Genomic DNA, 20,601 nt, shown 5'->3' with positions numbered 1-20,601 from the left:
CTGGGGCCACACTCATAACCCCCCCCCCCCCCCTGGTGGTTGCTTATTTCACCCACACCCCGTCGGTTTGAGGATCAATTCAGCACGCTCGATGTCGTAGACGGCGTCCGTCGGTATCGGTCGCGGGCGCCAGCGTGCCGCCGTGAGCACCGACCGGACCTCGGCCGCGAGACGCCCGCCGCGGGCGTCGCTCCCGGTGTAGCGCCGGACCATCGTGCTGCGGGTGTCGATCCGGTTCTGCCGCCGCCGGTCCACGAAGAGGGCGTCGGGTGCGGAGTGGACGTCGGCGCCGTCGACCTCGACGACGAGCAGCGCCCCGTCCGGCAGGAGCCACGCGAGGTCGACGCGCGCTCGCCAGCCACGCCCGACGATTCTCAGCTGCACGGCGTCGGGCGGGCACCCGAGGTCGAGGCAGGTGATCCGTGCCCACGTCTCCGCCGGTGACTCCGCCCGTCCGTCGGCGTCGTCCCACCACGGCCAGCTCCGGCGGGTGCCACGCCGCCCGGTGGTCAGCCCCCGTGCGACGGCGAGCCCCTCGCGGTCCACCAGCTGCTGCTGCCATGCCGAGTCGATCATCGCGACCGCGTCCAGCCGCGAGAGCGCGGGGACCGCGAGCGCCAGCGAGTCGCGCAGCGGGGCACAGAGGATGCCGTCCACCTCGACCGGGGCGGGCACGAGGATCCGTCGCACCTGGACAGGACCGTCCCCGGTCCGCGGCCGAGCCTTGGGCACAGCGACCTCAGGAACCAGGTCGACGGGAGCGCCCTGCACGCCGTGCAGCACCAGCGAGCCGACACCGACCGCGATCCCGCCGGGGTGCACCAGCGGGCCGAGCAGCGCTGCTCGCCGCCGGCGATGGTCGTAGGACTCCGAGACGGACGACGGCGAGACCGTCCCGGTGTCCAGGACGCCCCGGGCCACGCGGTCCCACTCCTTGCGGTCCAGGCGGCGGGCCACCTGTCCGCGCGTCATCCCGCCTCCGAGGCACTGCCGCAGGGCGAGCAGACCGGCCTGGCGACGTGCGCGCTCCAGCAGCTGTGGTGGCACGGTGGCGGCGGGCCGAGACATGTCCCCAGGACACCAGGGTGCGACCCCACCGCCGTCCGGTCATCCACAGGAAGGCATCGTGCGTGCTGACTTGAGCCTCAAACGGGCGGTTTGAGGATCAGTTCAGCACGCACGATGCAGACGCCGGGTCAGTGGCGGGCGTGCGCCTGGTCCTGGAGGTCGTTCCAGGACTCGAGGGCGTCGGCGAAGTCACGGACGGCGGCGTCGAGGTTCTCCTGAGCGTCGCGGAGGGCGTCGATCCGCTCGTCGACGGCCTCGGTGGTGGTGGGTGCCTCGGCCTGGACCAGGTCGTTTGAGTCCTGCAGCCGCTTGCGCAGACGCTCCCCGGACCGCTTGTCGACGCTCTCCACCTGGGCATGGTTGTCGTCCCAGACGTGCTGGGCGTCGTCGACCAGGTCGGCCAGCCGGTCTCGCGCCTCGTGCCAGCGGGCCCGGTCCTGCTGCGCGACGAGCTGGTCGTGCGACGCCTGCACCCGGTTCGCCGCGGCGACGAGGTCGTCGACCGCTTCCGCGCGGGCGACGCCGGCCTGCGTCTCGTCCGCGGTGGTGTCGCCGGCGAGGTCGCGGGCCTGCTCGATGGCGGCCTCCAGGTCGGTGCGGACCTGCGGGTCCGCGACCCGCCCCTTCGAGTCCTGGAGCACCTGGTCGGCCTGCGTGATCGTGGTCTGCAGCTCCTGCGTGGTGGCGACCGGCGCGGCCGGCGCGGGGTCGAAGCGCTGCCAGGCGAACCACAGCACCACGAGGACCGCACCCAGCACGACGGTCACCCCTACCGCGGTGGACAGCCGCTTCCCCGACGCCATCCGGTCCTCCCTCGTCCGCCGCACCCCGTGCCCTGTGTCGGGGGTGCTTGTCTCGCGTGTGCTGTGCCCGAGACGTCGGCGACGTCCGGGCGACACACACGGTAAGGGGTGGGGACGGCACGTCCGCCCCTCGTGCTGATCGTGCACGGGACTGGTCAAGCAGCGGACGACGTGCTGTCCGGGGCGCGTTCCTGCCCCGCCCGCACGACGCCCTCCCGCGCCGCGCCGTCCTCGTGGCTAGGGTGTGCTGCGTGAGCCATCGGAGCAGCAAGCTGGTCTTGCTCGACACTGCGAGCCTGTACTTCCGCGCCTTCTACGGCCTGCCGGACTCGCTGCGGTCCCCGGACGGCGCGCCCGTCAACGCGGTGCGCGGCCTGCTCGACATGATCGCCTTCCTCGTCACGGAGCACCGGCCGGACCGGCTCGTGGCGTGCTGGGACGAGGACTGGCGGCCGGCGTTCCGCGTCGAGGCGATCGGCTCGTACAAGCAGCACCGGGTCGCGCGGACCACGCCCGCGGGCGAGCCGGACGTCGAGGAGGTGCCCGACGCGCTCACGCCCCAGGTGCCGGTCATCGTCGACGTGCTGGCCGCGCTCGGCATCGCGCGCGTGGGTGCGCCCGGCCACGAGGCGGACGACGTCATCGGCACCCTGGTCACCCGCGAGGTGGCGCGCAGCGCCGCGACCACGATGCCGATGGCCGGCGTCGCCGGCGCCGTCGGGGTCGTGCTGCCCGCCAGCGTCGACATCGTCACCGGGGACCGCGACCTGTTCCAGCTCGTCGACGACGCCGCCGGCGTGCGCGTGCTGTACCCGGCGCGCGGCGTGCGCGACCCGGACGTCGTCGACCAGGCGCGGCTCGCCGAGAAGTACGGCGTGCCGTCCGGCCAGGCCTACGCCGACATGGCGACGCTGCGCGGCGACCCGTCCGACGGGCTGCCCGGCGTGCCCGGCATCGGGGAGAAGACGGCGGCCAAGTTGCTCGCCGCATTCGGCGACCTGGCCGGCCTCCGCGCGGCCGCCGAGCACGGTGCGAAGGGCCTCACGGCCACCCAGCGCCAGAAGCTGCTCGACGCCGCCGACTACCTCGACGTCGCGCCCACCGTGGTCCAGGTCGCGCGGGACGCCCCCGTCGACGAGGTCGACGACGCCCTGCCGCGGGAGCCGAAGGACCCTGAGGCCTTGGACGCCCTCGCCGAGCGGTGGGGCATCCGCTCCAGCGTGGACCGGGTGCTCGCCGCGCTCACGTCCCGCGCCTGATACCGGCCCCCTGCACCACCGTCAGCAGGCGGCGACCGGCGTCCCCTCGCCGGCCGCCAGGTCGTAGGCCTCCAGGGCCTCGACCTTCTGCGCCGACGGCGACGACGCGTCGAACTCGTGGCCCAGCCACTGGGTGACGAGCGTCCGCGCGACCTCGAGGCCGATGACGCGCTGCCCGAGCGTGAGCACCTGCGCGTTGTTCGACTTCACCAGCCGCTCCACGGAGAACGAGTCGTGCGCCACGGAGGCGCGGACGCCGGGCACCGTGTTCGCCGCCATCGCGACGCCGATCCCCGTGCCGCACACGAGCAGGGCACGGTCCGCGCGCCCGGCGGCCACCTCACGGCCGGCGGCCACGCCGATGTGCGGGTAGTCGGTGTCCTCGGCGGCGGCCACGCCGACGTCGACCACCTGGTCGACCCGCGGGTCCGCCTCCAGCTGCGCGCGCAGCGCCTCCTTGTAGTCGAAGCCGGCCGAGTCCGAGCCGACGACGATGCGCCATCCCATGCGAGCACGTCCTTCCGTGTCCTGGTCCTGTGATCAGTGGTGCGGTGAGTGGGGTCTCGGCCGTGCCGAGCGGGGGGCCGGCGCGGTCAGCGCACGGCGTGCCGTGCGGCGACGGCCTCCACGCAGAGCGCGAACGACACCGCCCCGGGGTCCGGGGTGCCGACCGACCGCTCGGCCAGGGGCCGGGCCCGCCCGACCCGCGGCACGAGGTCCGCCGTGGCCGCCGCCGCACGCGTCGCCTCGGCCGCCGCGGCGCCCCACGCGCGCTCGAGGGCACCGGCGTCGTCGGCGTCCGCGGTGCCGCGCTCGAGCGCGTCCACGAACGGACCGACCGCGTCGAGGAGCGTCTTGTCCCCCGGGCTGGCCTTGCCGAGGTCGCCGAGGGCCGCCAGGTAGTCCCGGCACGCCCGCGCGACGTCGGCGGGCTGCGGCGCGCCGGTGTTGCCGAGCCGGAGACCGGCGGCCCGCAGCCCGGCGCCCCAGAGGACACCCGAGGTGCCGCCCGCGAACTCGGCCCACGCGTCACCGGCCGCCGACAGCACGCCCTGGACGCCCCAGCCGGCGTCCAGCGCACGCCGGGCCGCCGCGAGGCCGTGGTCGATGCCGCGGACCATCCCGCGCCCGTGGTCACCGTCGCCCGCGACGGCGTCGATGCGGCCGAGCTCCTGCTCCGCCTCGTGCACCGCCTCGGCGGCGGCGGTCAGGCCCGCCACCACGACGCGGGCGGCGTCGCGCGACGCGACGTCGCCCTCGACGGGCACGACCTCCTGCGCCAGCTCGGTGAGCTCCTGGTCGACGTCGGTGGCGTCGGCCGCGACGGCGTCACCGCGACGCCACGCGGGCGTGGTCGCGGGGTCGAGCCAGAGCTCGGTGAGCTCGTCGTCGAGCCACGTGACGGTCAGCGAGACCCCGCCCATGTCGAGGCTCGTGACGAGCTCGCCGAGCTCGGGCGCGACCAGCGTCAGGCCCGCCTCCCGCAGCAGGGGAGCCACCGAGGCCCACAGCACGAACAGCTCCTCGTGCGACGTCGAGCCCAGCCCGTTGAGGACCACCGCGGCACGACCGTCCGAGCCCGCCGGGCGCTCGGCGAGGACGCGCTCCACCAGCAGCCGCGCCATCTGGGGCGCGCGCAGCGCGGGGACGTCCTCGAGGCCCGGCTCCCCGTGGATGCCCAGGCCCAGCCCCATGGCGCCCTCGGGCACCGTGAAGTGGGGCTCGTCGGCGCCCGGGAAGGTGCAGCCGGAGAAGGCCAGGCCGATCGTCGTCGTACGGGAGTTCGCCCGCTCCCCGACCCGGACGACCTCGTCGAGGTCGAGGCCGCGCTCGGCCGCGGCGCCCAGCATCTTGAAGACGACGAAGTCGCCCGCGATGCCGCGCCGGCGATGCCCCTCGGCGGCGTCCGCCGACGCGACGTCGTCGGTCACCACGAGCTGGCGCGCCGGGATGCCCTCGGCCTCCAGTCGCTCCCCCGCCAGGCCGAAGTTCATGACGTCGCCCGCGTAGTTGCCGTACGTGAACACGACACCGCGCCCGCTGTGCGCGAGCCGGCCCACCGAGTAGGCCTGGGCGGTCGAGGGGGACGTGAAGATGTTGCCCACCACCGCGCCGTCCGCGAAGCCGGGGCCGACCAGCCCCATGAAGGCCGGGTAGTGGCCCGATCCTCCGCCGACGACGACGGCGACCTTGCCCGCCGTCGACCGACCGCGGCGCACGACGCCGCCCGGGACGGCCCGGACGAGGTCCGCGTGCAGGTCGGCGAACCCGGTGACGGCGTCGGCGGCGAACTCGGCGGGGTCGTCGAAGATCCGGGTCATCGTGCCTGCACCTCGCTCAGCAGGTCCGCCATCGCGTCGTAGGAGCGCTGCGCGTCTGCCTCGCGGTCCTGCTCGGCGACGTCGTGGGTCTCCAGCTCCAGGACGTACGTCCCGGCGAAGCCACCGTGCTCCAGCGCTGCCATCACGCCGGCGAAGTCGACCTGGCCGCGACCGATCCCCAGGTTGAGGTTGCCCGGGACGGCGTCGCGCAGGTGGACCCGCTCGACACGGGCCGCGTGCCGCTCCGCCCACGCGACGACGTCCTCGTCGGAGGCGACGACGTGCGAGGTGTCGAGCAGCAGGCCGATCACCTCCGGGCCGAGCTCGTCGAGGACACGGTCGGCGCGAGCCACCGTCCACGCGAAGCGGCGGTGGTGGAGCACCTCCACCAGCAGCCGGACGCCGTGCTCGGCGCAGAGGTCCGCCACCCGCCGGAGGTTCTCGGCGATCCGCGCGAGGTCGGCGTCCTCGTCCTGGTACGGCTCCCCGGACTGCCCGCCCGCGGGGAGGATGAGCGCCGCACCGGTCGCCGCCGCGAGCCGCACCAGCGGCAGCGCCGTCGCGGCCAGGGTCTGCGGGTCGAGCGCCGGGTCGTTGAGCGGCCCGACGTCGGCGTTCACCGCACCGGCGCGCAGCCCGTGCCGCGCGAGCGTGGCGGCGTAGGCCTCGACGTCGCCCTCGAACGGGACCGGCACGTGGTCGCAGACCCCCGGCAGGGCGCCGAGGTCGACCTCCTGGGCCCCGGTGCCCGCGATGAGGCGCACGGCCTCCTCGAAGGGCCGGAACCGGAAGGTGATGGTCGAGATGCCGATGCGTCGCGCGGTCGCAGGCGCTGCGGTGGTGCTCATGGATCCTCCGTCCGCTCGTCGTCGCCGTCAGGCGATGTACGAGCCGCCGTTGATGTTCTGGGTCGTGCCGGTGAGGTACGAGGCGTCCTCGCTGGCGAGGAACGCGATCAGCGCCGCGATGTCGTCGGGGGTGCCCTGCCGCCGCAGCGGGACGGACGCGGCGAGTCGCGCCTCGTTCTCGGCGTCGGTCGCGCCGGCGCGGATGTCGGTGTCCACCACGCCCGGGCTGATCGAGTTGACGGTGATCCCGTAGGGCGCCATCTCGCGGGCCAGGGACCGGGTGAGGCCGAGCACGCCCGCCTTCGCGGCGGAGTACGGCGTCTTGGAGAAGACGCCGCCGCCCTGCTGGGCCGAGACGGACGACATGGTGACGATGCGCCCGTAGCCGCCGTCGATCATGGCGGGGAGGAACGCCTGGCAGGCGAGGAACGTCCCCGTGAGGTTGATGTCGACGACGCGCCGCCACTCGGCGAGGTCGACCTCCAGGAACGGCACCGGCGAGGCGACGCCGGCCACCGTGGCGAGTGCGCCGACGGGCGGCAGGTCTGACGCGGCGACGACGGCCGCGGCGGCGCGCACCGACTCCTGGTCGGTCACGTCCACCCCGAGGCCGAGCGCGGCCACGCCGTGGTCCTGCGCCAGGGTGTCGGCGGCGGACTTCGCGCCGGTCTCGTCCAGGTCGAGCAGGACGACGGCCCAGCCCTCGACGGCGAAGCGGCGCGCGGTGGCGAAGCCGATGCCGCGCGGGGACGCGGCGCCGGTGACGACGGCCGTGCGGGGGCCGACTCCGGTCTGGAAGCTCATGGGAAGGTCCGTTTCTGTGGAGGGTGGGGGGTGCGGCCGGTCAGGCGCGGGACGCGACCGGGTCCGCGGCCTGCGGGCTGCGGGTGCTGCCCGGCTCGTCCGGGGTGCTCGCCGCGAGGGCGGCGGCGGTGGCGCGCTCGGCCTCCGCACGCCGGGCGGGCCCGTACGTCTCGGGCGTGACGAGCGCGGCGACCAGACCGATCGCGCCGTAGCCCATGAACAGGACGGCGGGCCCGGCCCAGCCGAAGACCTCGTACAGCGAGACGGCCCAGAAGGCGGTGAACCCGGAGACGACGGCCGCGAGCTGGTAGGCCAGGGACGCCCCGGAGGAGCGGGTCTCGGTCGAGAACAGCTCGGCGAACCACGAGCCCTGGGTGCCGGCGAGCGAGTTGTGGCAGAAGGCGAACGCGATGGCGAAGACGGCGATCACCATGCCGACCTGGCCGGTGTTGACCATGAGGAACATCGGCACGCCGAAGGCGAGCATGAGGGTGGTGCCGAACAGGTACACGGGCCGGCGGCCGACACGGTCGGTGAGGCCGCCCCACAGGAGCGTGGCCGGGAGCCCGAGCAGCGCGGCCACCACGATCGCGAGGATGGTGTGCGGGCGGGTGGCGAGGCCGTTGCTCTCCACGTACGAGGTCACGTAGGTGATCGACACGGCGTAGCCCGCCGTCTCCGCCACGCGCAGCCCGAAGGCGCGCACGAGGTTGCGCCAGTCCTGCCGGATCACGGTGACCAGCGGGTTCTTCGCGAGCGTGCCCTGGTCCTTCGCCTCCTCGAACTCCGGCGACTCCTCCACGCGGAGCCGGATGTACATGCCGGCGAGGATCAGCACGGAGCTCAGCAGGAACGGCACGCGCCACGCCCAGTCGCCCGGCAGGCCCGCGCTCCCGAGGAACGCGAGGTTGGCCAGGAGGAGGCCGAGGGGGAAGCCGGCCTGCGGGATGGCGGTGTACGCGCCCTTGCGGCGCCACGGGGCGTGCTCGTACGTCATGAGGATCGCCCCGCCCCACTCGGCGCCGAACGCGAGCCCCTGGATCACGCGCACGATCACCAGCAGGACCGGCGCGAGGACACCCACGCTCGCGTAGGTCGGCAGGGCGCCGATCGCGACGGTGGCGAGTCCCATGACCAGCAGGGACGTGACCAGGACCGGCTTGCGACCCACCTTGTCGCCGAGGTAGCCGCCGATGATCCCGCCGAGCGGGCGGGCGGCGAAGCCGATGCCCAACGTGGCGAACGACAGCAGCAGCCCCGTCGTGGGGTCGCTCTCGGGGAAGAACACGTGGCCGAAGTACAGGGCCGCCGCCGTGCCGTACCCGATGAAGTCGTAGTTCTCCACGGTGGTGCCCACCGCGCTGCCGATCGCCACGCGGAGCTTGTGGCGCGTCCCGAGCACCGGGGTGCCGTCCCCCGGAGCCGTCGTCGTCGATGTCATCGCATCTCCCTTGATGGAGCCCTCGTCGGTGAGTGGTGTTCTACTGTTAACAGTAGAACACAGGAACCATGCAACCCCACGTGGAGACTTGTCAAGGCCTGCCGCACGGCACCAGGCCCGACGACGACGTCGTGGCAGGTCAGGCGCGAAGGTGCAGGTTCAGCGGTGTCGGACGGGCACGGCGTCCTCCGGGGTCAGACGGCGGCGTGGTCGCGCATCCGCGCGACGATGCGGCTGGCGGCGTCGCTCATGTGCGTCCGGAGGAAGTCGGCTCCCCCGGAGGCGTCGCCGGCCGCGACGAAGGCGACGAGCGGCGCGTGCCGCTCGTACGCCATGTTGTGCAGGGCCGTCTCCGGGCCGGCCGCGGTGACCGCCGCCCGGGTGAGGCCGGAGACGGACCGCCACCCGTGGACGAGCGTCTCGTTGCCGCTGAGCTCGCACAGGAGCTCGTGGAACGCGAGGTCGGCGTCGACCTGCGCGGCGAAGTCACCCTCCGTGCGCTGCATCGCCTCCAGCGCCTCGCCGAGGCGTACCGCGGCGGCCGCGTGGTCGGCACGCTCGCACACCAGCTCGAGGGCCAGGCTCTCCAGCGCACGGCGGACCGCGAAGATGTCGTCGACCTCGCGCTCGGAGACGACCCGGACGGAGAGCCGCCCGCGCGCGTCCGCGGAGACGAGCCCCTCCTGCTGCAGGTGCCGCAGGGCCTCCCGCAACGTGCCGCGGCTGACGCCGAGAGCCTCGCTGAGGTCGACCTCCGCCAGGTGGGTGCCCGGGGGCAGGTCACCGGCGCTGATCGCCAGCCGCAGCCGGTCGAGGATCATCTCGCGCCGCGTCTGCGACGCGATCGACCCCAGCGCGCTCAACGAACCCTTCGACCCACCCGGCATAGGGCAAGCCTACGGTCGCCGCGTCGGCCCCCGAGCGCTCAGGGCTGGAAGACGCAGAACTCGTTGCCCTCGGGGTCGGCCATCACGGTCCAGCGGATCTCGTCGTCCTGCGGCCGCAGGACACGTGCGCCCCGCGCCACGAGGTCGTCGACGGTGACGCCCTCGTTCAGCGTGACGTCCCAGTGCCAGCGGTTCTTGACCGTCTTCGGCTCGGGCACCGGGACGAAGTCGAACGACTCGAAGGGCACACCGGCTCCGCGGTCCAGGTAGGCGTAGCCCGCGTCGTCGTCCCAGGTCACGTCCCCGCCGAGCAGGCCGTGCCAGAACTCCGTCACCACCCGGTAGTCCGCGCAGTCGACGACGACGTCCTTGAGCCGGTAAGCGGGCACCTCGCCGTAGGTGAAGACGCAGAACTCACCGGCCTCGGGGTCGGCCAGCGTCGTGTAGTGGAACCGACCGGGCTCGCTCAGGCGCGGCCTATCGGGGAACTCGTCGAGCGACCGGGCGCGCACGTCCGGGTGCACGCGGTGCTTGACGGTCTTCGCCTCGGGCACGGTGTTCACCCACACCGTCCGCTCCGGCACCGGCTCGGGGCCCGGGTCACGCAGCACGGCGTCGCCGTCGTCCAGCAGCTCCATGCGCAGCCCCAGCGTCTGCGCCCAGAACGCCCCCAGCACCTCCGCGTCCACCGCGTCGACGCAGAGCGAGTTGAACGTCACCAGACTCATGGCGCCGAGCCTAGAACGTTGTGGGTACGAAATCGGCGGGAATTCGCTCGCGAATTCCCGCCGATCTCGTACCCACAACCCGGGCCGGGGTCAGCCGGTGTTCTGCAGGCCCGCGGAGACGCCGTTCACGGTGAGCAGCAGCAGGTGCTGCCAGCGGTCCTTGTGGCCGCCGTCCACCCACTCGCCGTCGTCCACGGTGAGCCCCTCGCTGACGCCGTGGCTGCGCAGCGCGCGCAGGGCGCGGACCTGCAGCAGGGAGAGGGCGTCGACGTATGGGGACCGCAGCTGCACGGCGCGGCCGAGCACGCGCCGGTTGGCGAGGGGCCACTCGTTGCCCGTGACGCGCAGCACCCACTCGCGGGTGAGCTGCAGCTCGCCGAGCACGAGCTGCGCGAGGTCGTCGCGGTCGCCGAGCGCGAGGTACTGCGCGGCGATGTCCTCCTGCGTCTTGGCGAGTCCCATCTCGACGGTGTCGAGCAGCGTCGTGAACAGGGGCCACTCGCGGTACGCCGCCTGCAGCTCCTCGAGGCCGCCCTCCTCCTCGCCGCGGGCGCGCAGCGCCGTGCCGAGGCCGAACCAGCCCGCGAGGTTGATCCGGGCCTGCGACCAGGAGAACACCCACGGGATGGCACGCAGGTCGTCGAGCGAGTTGACCGACAGCCCGCGCTTGGCGGGGCGGGAGCCGATCGGCAGCAGGCCGACCTCCTCCAGCGGCGTCACCTGCGCGAACCACTGCGGGAAGCCTTCCGACCGCACGAGGCCGTGGAAGGCGGCGCGCGACGTGGCGTCGAGGGCGTCGGCGAGCGGCGCGAACCGCTCCCGGGCCTCGGCGTTGCGCTTCTCGACCGTCGGCGCGGAGGCGAGGAGGGTCGCCGCGGCGACCTGCTCGATGTGGCGCGCGGCGATCGTCGGGTCGCCGTAACGGGCGAGGATGACCTCGCCCTGCTCGGTGAGCTTGAACCGGCCGTCCACCGAGTGCGGCGGCTGCGCGAGGACGGCGCGGTTCGCCGGGCCGCCGCCGCGGCCGAGGGAGCCGCCCCGGCCGTGGAACTGGGTGAGCGTGATGTCGTGACGCTGCGCCCAGTCGGCGATGCGGGACTGCGCCTTGTGCAGGGCGAGGGTCGCGGCGACCGGGCCGACGTCCTTCGACGAGTCGGAGTAGCCGAGCATGACCTCGACGCGGCGGCCGTTCTCCGCGAGGCGCTTCTGCACCTCGGGGAACTCCAGCACCGCCTCGAGGATGTCGACCGAGTTCTCCAGGTCGTCGAAGGTCTCGAACAGCGGGACGGCGTCGATGACGGGGGCGTCGTCGGAGCCCTCGAAGGCGAGCGCGGCGAGCCGGTACACGGCCGCCAGGTGCTCGGGGGCCTGCGTGAACGACACGATGTAGCGACGGGCGGCGCGGATGCCGAACCGCTTCTGCACGGCGCCGAGGGCGCGGTAGGTGTCGAGCACCTCGACGGTGCGCTCCGACAGGTCCCCGTCGAGGCCCTTCTCCTCGATCTCGGCGAGGGCCGCGGCGTGCACCTGGGAGTGCTGGCGCACCTCCAGCTCGGCGAGGTGGAACCCGAAGGTCTGCACCTGCCAGACGAGCTTCTGCAGGTCGCCGTACGCCGCCCGCGGCGCGCCCGCCTCGACGAGCGACCGCTGCACGACCTCGAGGTCGGCGACGAGCTCCTCCGGGGTGCGGTACGCGAGGTCGGCGTCGCGGCGGCGCGTCGCGGCGACGCGACCGGCGACGGCGAGCACGGCGGCGCGGTGCGGCTCGTTCGGCGAGTCGGCGGCCGCGCGGGTCACGAGCTCGTCGGACAGCTGGCGCATCCGCTGCCACAGCGTCTTGAGCTCGGCCGACGCCGGCGTGCCGTCCTCGTCGAGGGTGAGCTTGCGGCCGGTCTCGACCGTCGCCTTCTCGAGCGCGCCCAGCGCGTGCTCGGCGGCCAGGGTCGCGGCCTGGCGGGTGACCTCGGCGGTGACGTTCGGGTTGCCGTCGCGGTCGCCGCCGATCCAGGAACCCAGGTGGACGAACGGGCGCGCGACGGGCGGCACGCTGCCGGCCTCGCCGTCGAGCAGCCAGTCGTCCAGGCGGCGGTACACCTCGGGGAACGTGGTGAACATGGTGGCGTCGAAGACGCCCATGGCGGTCTTCACCTCGTCGAGCACCGACGGCTTGTGCGCGCGGATGGGCGAGGTGCGCCACATGGTGTCGATCTCGGCGAGGAGACGACGCTCGTTCTCCGCGAGCGTCGTGCCGCCGGGGCGCATGGTGTCGCGGTCGGCGATCAGCGTCGAGATGCGGCGGACCGCGCCCGAGACGGCACGGCGGCGCGCCTCCGTGGGGTGCGCGGTCAGCACCGGACGGAACTCGATCTCGCCCAGGCGGCGCAGGGCCTCGTCGCGGCCCACCTCCTCCGCGAGCTGCGTGAACGCCTGCGGCAGGGAGTCCTCGATGACGACGTTCCCCGCGGCGTCCGACTCGCGCGCCCGCAGCACGCGGACGCGGTGGAACTCCTCCGCGAGGTTCGCCAGGTGGAAGTAGCAGGTGAAGGCTCGTGCCACCTGCTCGGCGCGGTCCGGCGTGAAGCCGGCCACGACCTCGGCAGCCTCCGCCAGCGTCGCACCGCCGTCGTCCGCCCCGTACGCGCGGATGGTCAGGCCGCGCAGCTTCTCGACGTCGTCGAGCAGGCCCTGCCCGCCGGCCTCTTTCAGCACGGTGCCGAGCAGCCCGCCCAGCAGGCGGATGTCGTCGCGCAGGGGGTCGGGCATCTCGTGGCGTGCCACCACGCGCTCGATCGAGCCGGTGGATCCCAGGTTCTCGCTCACGGTTCTAGAGGGTAAGCCGTCTCGCGGTCCGGGCGTCGGCGCGTCCGTCAGGTGACCCTGCACGGCGGGTCCGCGAGGCGGCTCAGCCCACCCAGGCGGGGTCGGCGAGGAGCTCCTGCAGCTCGTTGACCAGCCGTGCCGTGTGGAAGCCGTCGGCCACCGCGTGGTGGACCTGGACGGCGAGCGGGAGGAGCACGCGGCCGTCCCGCTCCACGTAGCGCCCGAGCGTGAAGATCGGCGCCAGGTGCCGCCACGCGTCCCGGATGTGCAGCGTGAACCCGGTGAACGACGCCCACGGCAGGCTCGACACGTCGAACGAGGCGGCCGGCGGCGCACCCTGCGGAAAGAAGTCCGTCGCCCGGGAGTGCTCCGCGAGCAGGGGCGCGGCGGCAGCGTGGAACGTGCCGAAGTCGGGGTCGTACGGGGTCCACACGCACGCGAACGTCTCGCGGTCGGGGTTGAGCACCGTGAACGCCGGGTGCACCATCGGCCAGACGGCGGGGGCGCCGTCGTCGTCGAGGCACATCCGGAACTCGTCGTGGCGGTTGACCACCGTCGCGAGCGCCCAGACCTGCGCCACGTACGTCTTGCGCGACGAGCGGCGCAACGCCGCGGCGAACGCGGTGACGTCCAGCTCCACCGTCATCGCGTACGTGCACGGCGACGCCTGGAGATAGTGCTCGAAGTGCTGTCGGCGCGGCCACGTCGACAGGTCGACGGGGACAGGGGCGGGGGTGTCCATGCGGGCATCGTCGCAGCCGTGGGGCGCCAGACCGCAGCCCTTTTCCTCCCGGCCTCGGCCGTGGTCCCGGGAGTCCTGGTCCGGCCCCCCGAGTCAGAAGGAGCCGGTGACCGTCCCGCCCACCCCTACGCCGACGAGGACGAGCAGGCACTGGGCGGCCAGGAGCACCACACCTCGGGCGGTGACGCGCCACCGGGCGGCCCCGTCGTCCAGCAGCGGTGCGTCACCCACCCAGAGCTCGGAACCCGTGACGACGAGCAGCCCGGGTCGCCCGCGGACGACGACGACCTGCGTGCCCCACTGCTCGCCCGGCACGCGCGCCCGCCAGAGCCGTGCCCCGTGCAGGCCGACCTCGCGGCGCCCGAGCACGGTGGTGGCGGTGAGCGTGTCGTCCTCGATCCGCGCCAACGCGGACGAGACGACCGGGAGCGCCAGCCACGGGAGGGCGGCGACCGTCAGCGCGACGAGCAGGGTCGCGACCTGCGGCAGCCACGCCGAGCTGGAGCCGCTGGCGTCCGGCGCCGCACCGAGCCAGGTGTCCCGGGTCGCCCGCGCCGCGACCGCCGACACCACCGCGAGGACCGGGAGCACCCGCCCGGCGACCACGAGCCCCCGCGCGACGAGGTAGCGCACGCCGGGCCGGTCGTCGGCCACGGCGTCTGCGCTCAGGTGTCGCGGCGGCCGGGTCATGGTCGACGAGCGTAGACCGCCCCACGGAACGGCCCCGGACCCGGGCCCGGCCGTGACCCCGTCATCGTTACCCTCCGTGTGCGGCGGTCCGGCCGCGGCACGACGACGAACGGGGCGAGCACGATGACGAAGGTGTACGCGGTCAGCGACGTGCACGGCTACCGCGACGTCCTGGTGCGCGCCCTGGCCGACGAAGGGCTCACGGACGCCGACGGGCGGTGGGCCGGCGCCGACGCCAGGCTCTGGTTCCTCGGGGACTACCTGGACCGCGGACCGGACGGCGTGGGCGTCATCGACCTCGTCCGGGCGCTGGTCGACGAGTCCGAGGGGGCCGTCGGCGCGCTCCTGGGCAACCACGAGGTGCTGGCCCTCGGCATGCGGACGTTCGGCGCGACGGAGGTCCCGCCCCCGGGCGAGCCCGGGCGCAGCTTCGCCCGCTCCTGGGGCCGCAACGGCGGCCGGCCGGGCGACCAGGCGCGGCTGACCGACGACCACGTCACCTGGCTGCGCACCCTGCCCATGGCGGCCCGCGACGCCGGTGCCCTCCTCGTGCACTCCGACACCCTCGCCTACCTCGAGTGGGGCCGGACCCTCGACGACCTCGTCGCCGCCGGCCGGGACCGGCTCGCGAGCGACGACCTCGCGGTGTGGTGGGAGACGTGGCGGCTCCTCACGTCGCGCGCCGCCTTCCGCGGGGAGGACGGCCCCCGGGCCGCGCGCGAGCTGCTCGACCAGCTCGGCGGCGACCGCGTCGTGCACGGTCACAGCATCGTCGCGGAGATGCTCGGGCGCCCGTACACCGACATCACCGAGCCGCTGTCCTACGCGGACGGGCGGGCGCTCGCCGTCGACGGCGGCATCTACGAGGGCGGACCCTGCCTGGTCGCCCGGCTGGCCTGACCTCGCGTCACAGCGGTGCGGAGGCCAGCGTCTCGCCGCCCGACCGCGCGGTATCGGCCCGCGCGATCTCGACCCGCGCGATGCGGTCGAGCGGCACCGCGGAGGACGCGCCCAGGCCGGTGGCGGACGTGCCCTCCCCCGCCCAGGTCGCGGCGACGGTGCGTCCGCCGTCGCGGTCGACGACGACGAGTGCGTACGTGACCGGTTCCGCCGGGTCGTAGGCACCCGGACGAGGCGGGTAGGTGCAGCTCCACTCCAGGCTCGTGCCCCACGGTCGCGCCGTCGCGGTGAGGGAGGCCCGCACGTCGACCGCGCCCACCGGCTCGAGGTCCACGGCCACGGACTGCGCGGCCGGCGCCGGGGAGGACGTCGTCGGCACCGGGTCCGCGCCGCCCGGGTCCAGCGCCAGGCCCGCACCGACACCGCCCACCAGCAGCGCCGACGCCGCCACCGCGACGAGCGTCCGCCGGCGCCGCCGCGAGCGCCGGGCCGCCCCCACCAGGCCGGCGAATGGCACGACCTCGGCGGGCGCCTCGCGCGGGTCGAGGGCGAGCGCGTGCTCCGGAGGCACGGAGGCGAGCAGCCCGGGCACGCCGGCCAGCTCGGCGACCGCGGCACGGCAGTCGTCGCAGCCGGCCAGGTGCTCCTCGAGCTCTCGCCGGTCGGCCGGGCCCAGCGCGCCCAGCACGTACGCGGCGTCCCACTCCCGGTACGGGTCGGTCGGCGCGGTCATGGCGTGACCCCCTTCTCCTGCAGCGCGAGGCGCAGCGCGCGCAGGGCGTAGTGCATGCGGGACTTCACGGTGCCGGGCGGGACGTCGAGCTCGTCCGCCAGCTCGGCGACCGACCGCCCCCGGTAGTAGGCGCCCACGACGACGGCGCGGTGCTCGGCCGACAGGTCGGCGAGCGCGTCGGCGACGAGCCAGGCGTCGAGGACGGCTTGCGTCCGGTCGGGCTCGGCCGGCTCGGGCAGGTGGCCGGTGGTGCGCTCGCGGGCGTGCCGCGCGCTGCGGAGCTGGTCGACCACGAGGTGGCGCGCCACGGTGAACAGCCAGGCGCGCACGGAATCCTCCGGCCGTTCGAGCACCTCGGGGTGCCGCCACAGCCGCAGCAGCGACTCCTGCACGACGTCCTGCGCGTCGGCGCCGTCCGGCACGAGGCGCGCCACGAACCGTTGCAGGTCGGGCGCGTGCGCGGCGTGGATCGCCTCGAGCAGCGCCTCGTCGGCACGGGAACGGGGCGTCACGACGCGCGCTCCAGGTGCAGGGAGAACTCGACCGAGCCGTGGTCGTCGACGCGGACGAACCCGAGCGCGGGCGGGGTGACGCCGTGGTCGGCGAACGTCACCGGCGCGCTGCCCACGACCTGGACGCCGCCGTCGTCGCCCGCGACCTGCGCCGGGAGCACGACGTCCCGTGTCACGCCGTGCACCGTCAGCTCGCCCGTCAGGTCGACGTCGGTGGCGCCCGCCGTCAGCCGCACCGGCTCGGTGAGGGTGAAGCTCGCGGTCGGGAACGTGCCCACGTCCATCACGCTGCCACGGAAGTACGCGTCCCGCGGGGGCTCGTCGGTCGCGATGCTCGCGACGTCGACGTGGACCTCGCCGGCCGTCAGCGTGCCGCCCTCGACCGTCACCTGCCCGGTCACCTGGTCGGTGCGCCCGGTGACGGTGGCGTCCGCGCCCCGCAGCACCTCGTGCACGCGGTAGCCCGCGGTCGAGCCGGCCGCCACGTCCCACGTGCCGTCGAGCGCCGCAGGGTCGCCGAGCGGCGCCCCCGACGCGGAGAGCGCGGGTACGGCGGCCGCCGCCCGGTTGACGTGGTCGGCGTACAGCCCCGGGCCGACGAGCACCGCGGCGCCACCGAGCACGACGAGCCCCGCACCTGCCCCGACCAGCACCTTCGTCCGCCTGCGCACGACCGGCTCCTCCCGCCGGGCCGCGCCCGCCGCGCGGCCCCTACCTGGAACTCCTACCTGGCACGACGAGGCAGGTGCCGCGGAGGTTCAGACCGCCTTCGCCTGAACCGCGGGGGCGGCGGTCTCGTCGTGCCTCGTAGGTGCACCCGAACCGGAGGAGACATCATGCGCACCACGAGCAGGCTGGCGGCCCTGGCCGCGACGGCGACGCTCGCCACGACCCTCGCCGCGTGCAGCGGGGGCGGCGGGGGCTACGGGGGCGGCGGCGACACGGGCTCGTCGACCGACACCACGACGGAGTCCTCCGCGGCCGGGGGTGGGTCCGGCTCCGCCGCCCTGTCCACGGCGGACAGCGACCTCGGCGAGATCGTCGTCGACGGCCAGGGCATGACCGTGTACTACTACACGCCTGACAAGAAGGGCTCGGGGAAGAGCGCGTGCACGGACGAGTGCCTCGCCGCGTGGCCCCCGGTGCACGCCGCCGGCGGCACGCCGAAGGTCGAGGGCGTGACGGCGGAGGTCGGCACGATCACCGGCAACGACGGCGAGCCCCAGGTGACCCTCGACGGCCGTCCCGTCTACCTGTACGCGGGCGACGGCGCGCCGGGCGACGTCACGGGCCAGGGCCTCCAGGACATCTGGTGGGTGGTGGCCCCGGACGGCTCCGAGATCACGACCGCGGCCGGGTCGGGAGGAGGCGGCGGGTACTGACGCGGGCGGGGACGCGGACGGACGCGGCGGGGCGCGCCGGCGGTCAGCTCGCGGCGTACGCGCCCTGCCACACGGTGTCGAAGGGCGTCCGGGCGGCGACGCGCGCCTCGATGCCCTGCGTCACCATGTCCTTGGCGACGCGGACCGCGTCGGGCACGTCGGCGCCCTTGGCGAGCTCGGCGGTGATGGCGGCGGCGAACGTGCACCCCGCGCCGGAGACGCGCTCCTCACCCACCTTGGGCGCCGCGAGGACGGTGACGTCCTCGCCGTCGAACAGGACGTCGACGGCGTCGGGGCCCGGCAGCTCGACGCCGCCCTTGGCGACGACGTACCGGGGGCCGCGGCCGTCGGCGAGCCGGGCGTGGATGCGTCGCGCGGCCTCGACCAGCTCGTCGACGGAGGTGATGTCGTCCATGCCGGCGAGCGTCTTGGCCTCGAACAGGTTCGGCGTGACCACGGTGGCCAGCGGCAGGACGCGCTCGCGCAGCGCCGTGTCGGTGTCGAGGGCGGCGCCGGGCTCCTGCCCCTTGCAGATCAGGACGGGGTCGAGGACGACGTGCCGCCACGGCTGCGACTCGAGCGAGCGGGCCACGACGTCGATGGTCGCGGGCGTGCCGAGCATCCCGACCTTGACCACGTCCAGGGCGTGCGTGGACGTCGCGGCCTCGAACTGGTCCGCGATGACCTGCGGGTCGACGGGCACGAACCGGTGGCCCCAGTCGTGCTTCGGGTCGAACGAGACGATGCAGGTCAGCGTCCCGACCCCGTAGGTGCCGAGCTGCTGGAAGGTCTTGAGGTCGGCCTGGATACCGGCCCCTCCCGTGGCCTCGGAACCGGCGATGACGTACGCGAGCGGCGGCGTGGTGCTCATGGTGGGCCAGCCTACGACGGTGTCGCCGGCTGTCCGTAGGGTGGGCGCATGAGCGTGAAGATCGGGGCCCACGTCGACCGTTCGGACGTCGTCGCGCAGGCGGCGGAGATCGGGGCCGAGGTGGTGCAGGTGTTCCTCTCCGACCCGCAGGCGTGGAAGGTGCCGCCGTTCGACGACTCCGCCCACCCCGGTGGCGCGGCGGCGTTCCGCGAGGAGACGGCCGCCGCGGGGCTGGAGGTGTACGTGCACGCCCCGTACGTCATCAACGTGGCGTCCACGAACAACCGCATCCGCATCCCCAGCCGCAAGCTGTTGCAGCAGATCATGACCGGGGCCGGGGAGATCGGCGCGAAGGGTGTCGTCGTGCACGGCGGGCACGTCACGGCGAAGGACGACCCGGACGTCGGTTTCGACAACTGGCGCAAGGCGATCGACGCCCTCGAGACCGACGTGCCCGTCCTCATCGAGAACACGGCGGGCGGTGACTTCTCCCTGGCGCGCCGGCTCGACCGTCTCGAGCAGCTCTGGGCCGCGGTGATGCGGGCGAACGGCGCCGAGAACGTCGGCTTCACGCTCGACACCTGCCACGCCTGGGCGGGCGGGATCGACCTGGCGACCGCCGTCGACGACATCCGCGCGATCACCGGCCGCATCGACCTCGTGCACGCCAACGACTCGCGCGACACCGCCGGGTCGGGGGCGGACCGCCACGCGCACTTCGGCGAGGGCAACATCCCGCCCGAGCTCCTCGTCGGCGTCGTGGCCGCGGCGGGCGCCCCCGTCGTCTGCGAGACGCACGGCGACATGGGCCCGGACATCGCCTGGCTGCGCGAGCGCCTGGCCGCCTGACCCCCTACGTCCGGCCCGGGCCCGACCTACGGCTGACTCAGGGCTGACCTCAGTCCTGACCTCGGGGCTGACCTCAAGGGCTGCCCTCAGGGGCTGCCCTCGGAGGCTGTCCTCAGGGGCTGTGGACGACGCCCGACCTTCCGCCTTCCGGTTCGCGAGCATGCGTGCATGGACGACATGCCGCTCGACCCGGACCGTATCCAGCGCGCCGCGAACCCGCTCTGGGTCCCCGCCACCGACCCGTACCTCGATCCCGACATCGACGACGCCGAGGCCGGACCCGGCGCCCCGCGCGTGCGCCGCCGGCGAGGTCCTACCCTGCCGGAGGACGGACTCGCGGTCGTGGCGGCGGGCGCGATCCGGCTGGAGACCGCCCGCCGCGGCCTGTCGCAGCAGGACCTCGCCCTGCACCTCCACCTCTCCCGCTCGGCCGTCTCCGCACGGTTCACCGGCCAGGTCGCCTGGTCGCTGGACGACGTCGGCCGGATCGCCATGCTGTACGGGTGCGCGGTCATGGACCTCCTGACCGAGGCGCCGCGCTCCCGATCACCCTGGTGAGCGCCTCACGCGCTTCCTAGTGACCCCCCCCACGCGCATCCTCCACGTCCCCGGGGCGCCGCCGACCCCCGTCTGCCCGTGCCGCACACGACGACCACGACGACCCACAGCGACCACGACCGCCGCCGGAGTACTTGTCTTTTCACGTCCTATCGGCGAGGCGCCCAGATCGACCGCCCCACAGGCACCGATCCGGCCTACCTGGAGAATTCCGCGCAGGAGGACCCGCTCGCGGTAAGAGCACGTCGATCCCGCGGGGCGGGACGATCCTGCCCAGCCGGAGTCGTTCCAGGACACCGGCAAGGTCCGGCATCGGACGGCGTGGACCGGGGCTGCAACATGCGTGCTGACTTGTTCCTCAAACCGCCGGTTTGAGGAACAAGTC

21 protein-coding genes are annotated in these 20,601 nt (G+C 74.3%); 5 read left to right on the top strand and 16 right to left on the bottom strand.

Features of this window, described 5'->3' with window-relative positions:
• Positions 1 to 48 precede the first annotated feature (48 nt).
• Both ACWGKI_RS10025 and ACWGKI_RS10020 read right to left on the bottom strand, forming a co-directional pair.
• Positions 49 to 1,068, bottom strand: coding sequence for a type IV toxin-antitoxin system AbiEi family antitoxin domain-containing protein (locus ACWGKI_RS10025; RefSeq protein ID WP_452186638.1), 1,020 nt, complete (start codon positions 1,066 to 1,068; stop codon positions 49 to 51).
• 128 nt (positions 1,069 to 1,196) lie between these two features.
• A complete protein-coding gene (locus ACWGKI_RS10020; protein ID WP_452186636.1) occupies positions 1,197 to 1,871 on the bottom strand; it encodes a hypothetical protein in 675 nt (224 codons plus the stop codon).
• 251 nt (positions 1,872 to 2,122) lie between these two features.
• On the opposite strand from ACWGKI_RS10020, the gene ACWGKI_RS10015 reads away from it, so the two are divergent.
• Positions 2,123 to 3,130, top strand: a complete 1,008-nt coding sequence (locus ACWGKI_RS10015) for a 5'-3' exonuclease (RefSeq protein WP_452186634.1) — start codon at positions 2,123 to 2,125, stop codon at positions 3,128 to 3,130.
• Positions 3,131 to 3,151: 21 nt separating this feature from the next.
• Here the strand turns inward: ACWGKI_RS10015 and ACWGKI_RS10010 are convergent, their stop codons facing one another.
• The 10 genes from ACWGKI_RS10010 to ACWGKI_RS09965 all read right to left on the bottom strand — a co-directional run bounded on the left by ACWGKI_RS10010 (position 3,152) and on the right by ACWGKI_RS09965 (position 14,411).
• Positions 3,152 to 3,637, bottom strand: coding sequence for a ribose-5-phosphate isomerase (locus ACWGKI_RS10010; RefSeq protein WP_380243366.1), 486 nt, complete (start codon positions 3,635 to 3,637; stop codon positions 3,152 to 3,154).
• Between the two features lie 86 nt (positions 3,638 to 3,723).
• A complete protein-coding gene (locus tag ACWGKI_RS10005) occupies positions 3,724 to 5,451 on the bottom strand; it encodes a dihydroxyacetone kinase family protein (protein WP_452186632.1) in 1,728 nt (575 codons plus the stop codon).
• On the bottom strand, positions 5,448 to 6,299 hold the full coding sequence (locus tag ACWGKI_RS10000; RefSeq protein WP_380243364.1) for a sugar phosphate isomerase/epimerase family protein: 852 nt from the start codon (positions 6,297 to 6,299) through the stop codon (positions 5,448 to 5,450). Before ACWGKI_RS10000 ends, ACWGKI_RS10005 begins: the two co-directional genes overlap by 4 nt.
• Positions 6,300 to 6,326: 27 nt before the next feature.
• Complete coding sequence (locus ACWGKI_RS09995) at positions 6,327 to 7,103, bottom strand: SDR family NAD(P)-dependent oxidoreductase (RefSeq protein ID WP_452186630.1); 777 nt, start codon at positions 7,101 to 7,103, stop codon at positions 6,327 to 6,329.
• A gap of 40 nt (positions 7,104 to 7,143) precedes the next feature.
• A complete protein-coding gene (locus ACWGKI_RS09990) occupies positions 7,144 to 8,544 on the bottom strand; it encodes an MFS transporter (protein ID WP_452186628.1) in 1,401 nt (466 codons plus the stop codon).
• A gap of 194 nt (positions 8,545 to 8,738) precedes the next feature.
• Positions 8,739 to 9,431, bottom strand: coding sequence for a GntR family transcriptional regulator (locus ACWGKI_RS09985; protein WP_380243361.1), 693 nt, complete (start codon positions 9,429 to 9,431; stop codon positions 8,739 to 8,741).
• Positions 9,432 to 9,469: 38 nt separating this feature from the next.
• Entirely contained in the window at positions 9,470 to 10,159 is a 690-nt protein-coding gene (locus tag ACWGKI_RS09980) for a VOC family protein (protein ID WP_452186626.1), read from the bottom strand.
• Between the two features lie 90 nt (positions 10,160 to 10,249).
• Positions 10,250 to 12,922 carry a phosphoenolpyruvate carboxylase gene (locus ACWGKI_RS09975; protein ID WP_452186689.1) on the bottom strand — a complete coding sequence of 891 codons (2,673 nt, stop codon included), beginning with the start codon at positions 12,920 to 12,922 and terminating at the stop codon, positions 10,250 to 10,252.
• A gap of 139 nt (positions 12,923 to 13,061) precedes the next feature.
• The gene (gene catA, locus ACWGKI_RS09970) at positions 13,062 to 13,721 is read right to left on the bottom strand and encodes a type A chloramphenicol O-acetyltransferase (protein ID WP_452186624.1); all 660 of its coding nucleotides are present in this window, start codon (positions 13,719 to 13,721) and stop codon (positions 13,062 to 13,064) included.
• 93 nt (positions 13,722 to 13,814) lie between these two features.
• Positions 13,815 to 14,411: a hypothetical protein gene (locus ACWGKI_RS09965; protein ID WP_452186622.1), complete on the bottom strand. Its 597-nt coding sequence runs from the start codon at positions 14,409 to 14,411 to the stop codon at positions 13,815 to 13,817.
• A 123-nt stretch (positions 14,412 to 14,534) separates the two neighbouring features.
• Here ACWGKI_RS09965 and ACWGKI_RS09960 point away from each other — a divergent pair, with 123 nt between their 5' ends.
• Entirely contained in the window at positions 14,535 to 15,311 is a 777-nt protein-coding gene (locus ACWGKI_RS09960) for a metallophosphoesterase family protein (protein ID WP_452186620.1), read from the top strand.
• Positions 15,312 to 15,318: 7 nt separating this feature from the next.
• Here ACWGKI_RS09960 and ACWGKI_RS09955 read toward each other — a convergent pair whose 3' ends face one another.
• Genes ACWGKI_RS09955 through ACWGKI_RS09945 form a run of 3 tightly spaced genes read right to left on the bottom strand, consistent with a single transcriptional unit; the run spans position 15,319 to position 17,227 of the window.
• Positions 15,319 to 16,044 (bottom strand): anti-sigma factor family protein, encoded by a 726-nt coding sequence (locus ACWGKI_RS09955; RefSeq protein WP_452186618.1) that lies wholly within the window; start codon positions 16,042 to 16,044, stop codon positions 15,319 to 15,321.
• Complete coding sequence (locus ACWGKI_RS09950) at positions 16,041 to 16,556, bottom strand: sigma-70 family RNA polymerase sigma factor (protein ID WP_380244784.1); 516 nt, start codon at positions 16,554 to 16,556, stop codon at positions 16,041 to 16,043. The genes ACWGKI_RS09955 and ACWGKI_RS09950 overlap by 4 nt, the downstream gene beginning before the upstream one ends.
• A complete protein-coding gene (locus ACWGKI_RS09945; protein ID WP_452186616.1) occupies positions 16,553 to 17,227 on the bottom strand; it encodes a YceI family protein in 675 nt (224 codons plus the stop codon). The genes ACWGKI_RS09950 and ACWGKI_RS09945 overlap by 4 nt, the downstream gene beginning before the upstream one ends.
• Before the next feature lie 165 nt (positions 17,228 to 17,392).
• On the opposite strand from ACWGKI_RS09945, the gene ACWGKI_RS09940 reads away from it, so the two are divergent.
• Positions 17,393 to 17,938 carry a COG4315 family predicted lipoprotein gene (locus ACWGKI_RS09940; protein WP_452186614.1) on the top strand — a complete coding sequence of 182 codons (546 nt, stop codon included), beginning with the start codon at positions 17,393 to 17,395 and terminating at the stop codon, positions 17,936 to 17,938.
• Between the two features lie 43 nt (positions 17,939 to 17,981).
• Here ACWGKI_RS09940 and ACWGKI_RS09935 read toward each other — a convergent pair whose 3' ends face one another.
• Positions 17,982 to 18,809, bottom strand: a complete 828-nt coding sequence (locus ACWGKI_RS09935) for a hydroxymethylpyrimidine/phosphomethylpyrimidine kinase (RefSeq protein ID WP_380244787.1) — start codon at positions 18,807 to 18,809, stop codon at positions 17,982 to 17,984.
• A 48-nt stretch (positions 18,810 to 18,857) separates the two neighbouring features.
• Between ACWGKI_RS09935 and ACWGKI_RS09930 the strand changes: the two genes are divergently transcribed.
• On the top strand, positions 18,858 to 19,658 hold the full coding sequence (locus ACWGKI_RS09930) for a deoxyribonuclease IV (protein ID WP_452186612.1): 801 nt from the start codon (positions 18,858 to 18,860) through the stop codon (positions 19,656 to 19,658).
• 168 nt (positions 19,659 to 19,826) lie between these two features.
• The gene (locus ACWGKI_RS09925) at positions 19,827 to 20,216 is read left to right on the top strand and encodes a helix-turn-helix transcriptional regulator (protein ID WP_452186610.1); all 390 of its coding nucleotides are present in this window, start codon (positions 19,827 to 19,829) and stop codon (positions 20,214 to 20,216) included.
• Positions 20,217 to 20,601: the final 385 nt, after the last annotated feature.

Source organism: Isoptericola sp. NPDC055881 (assembly GCF_053615895.1).
This window is presented reverse-complemented; position numbering and strand designations above follow the sequence as displayed.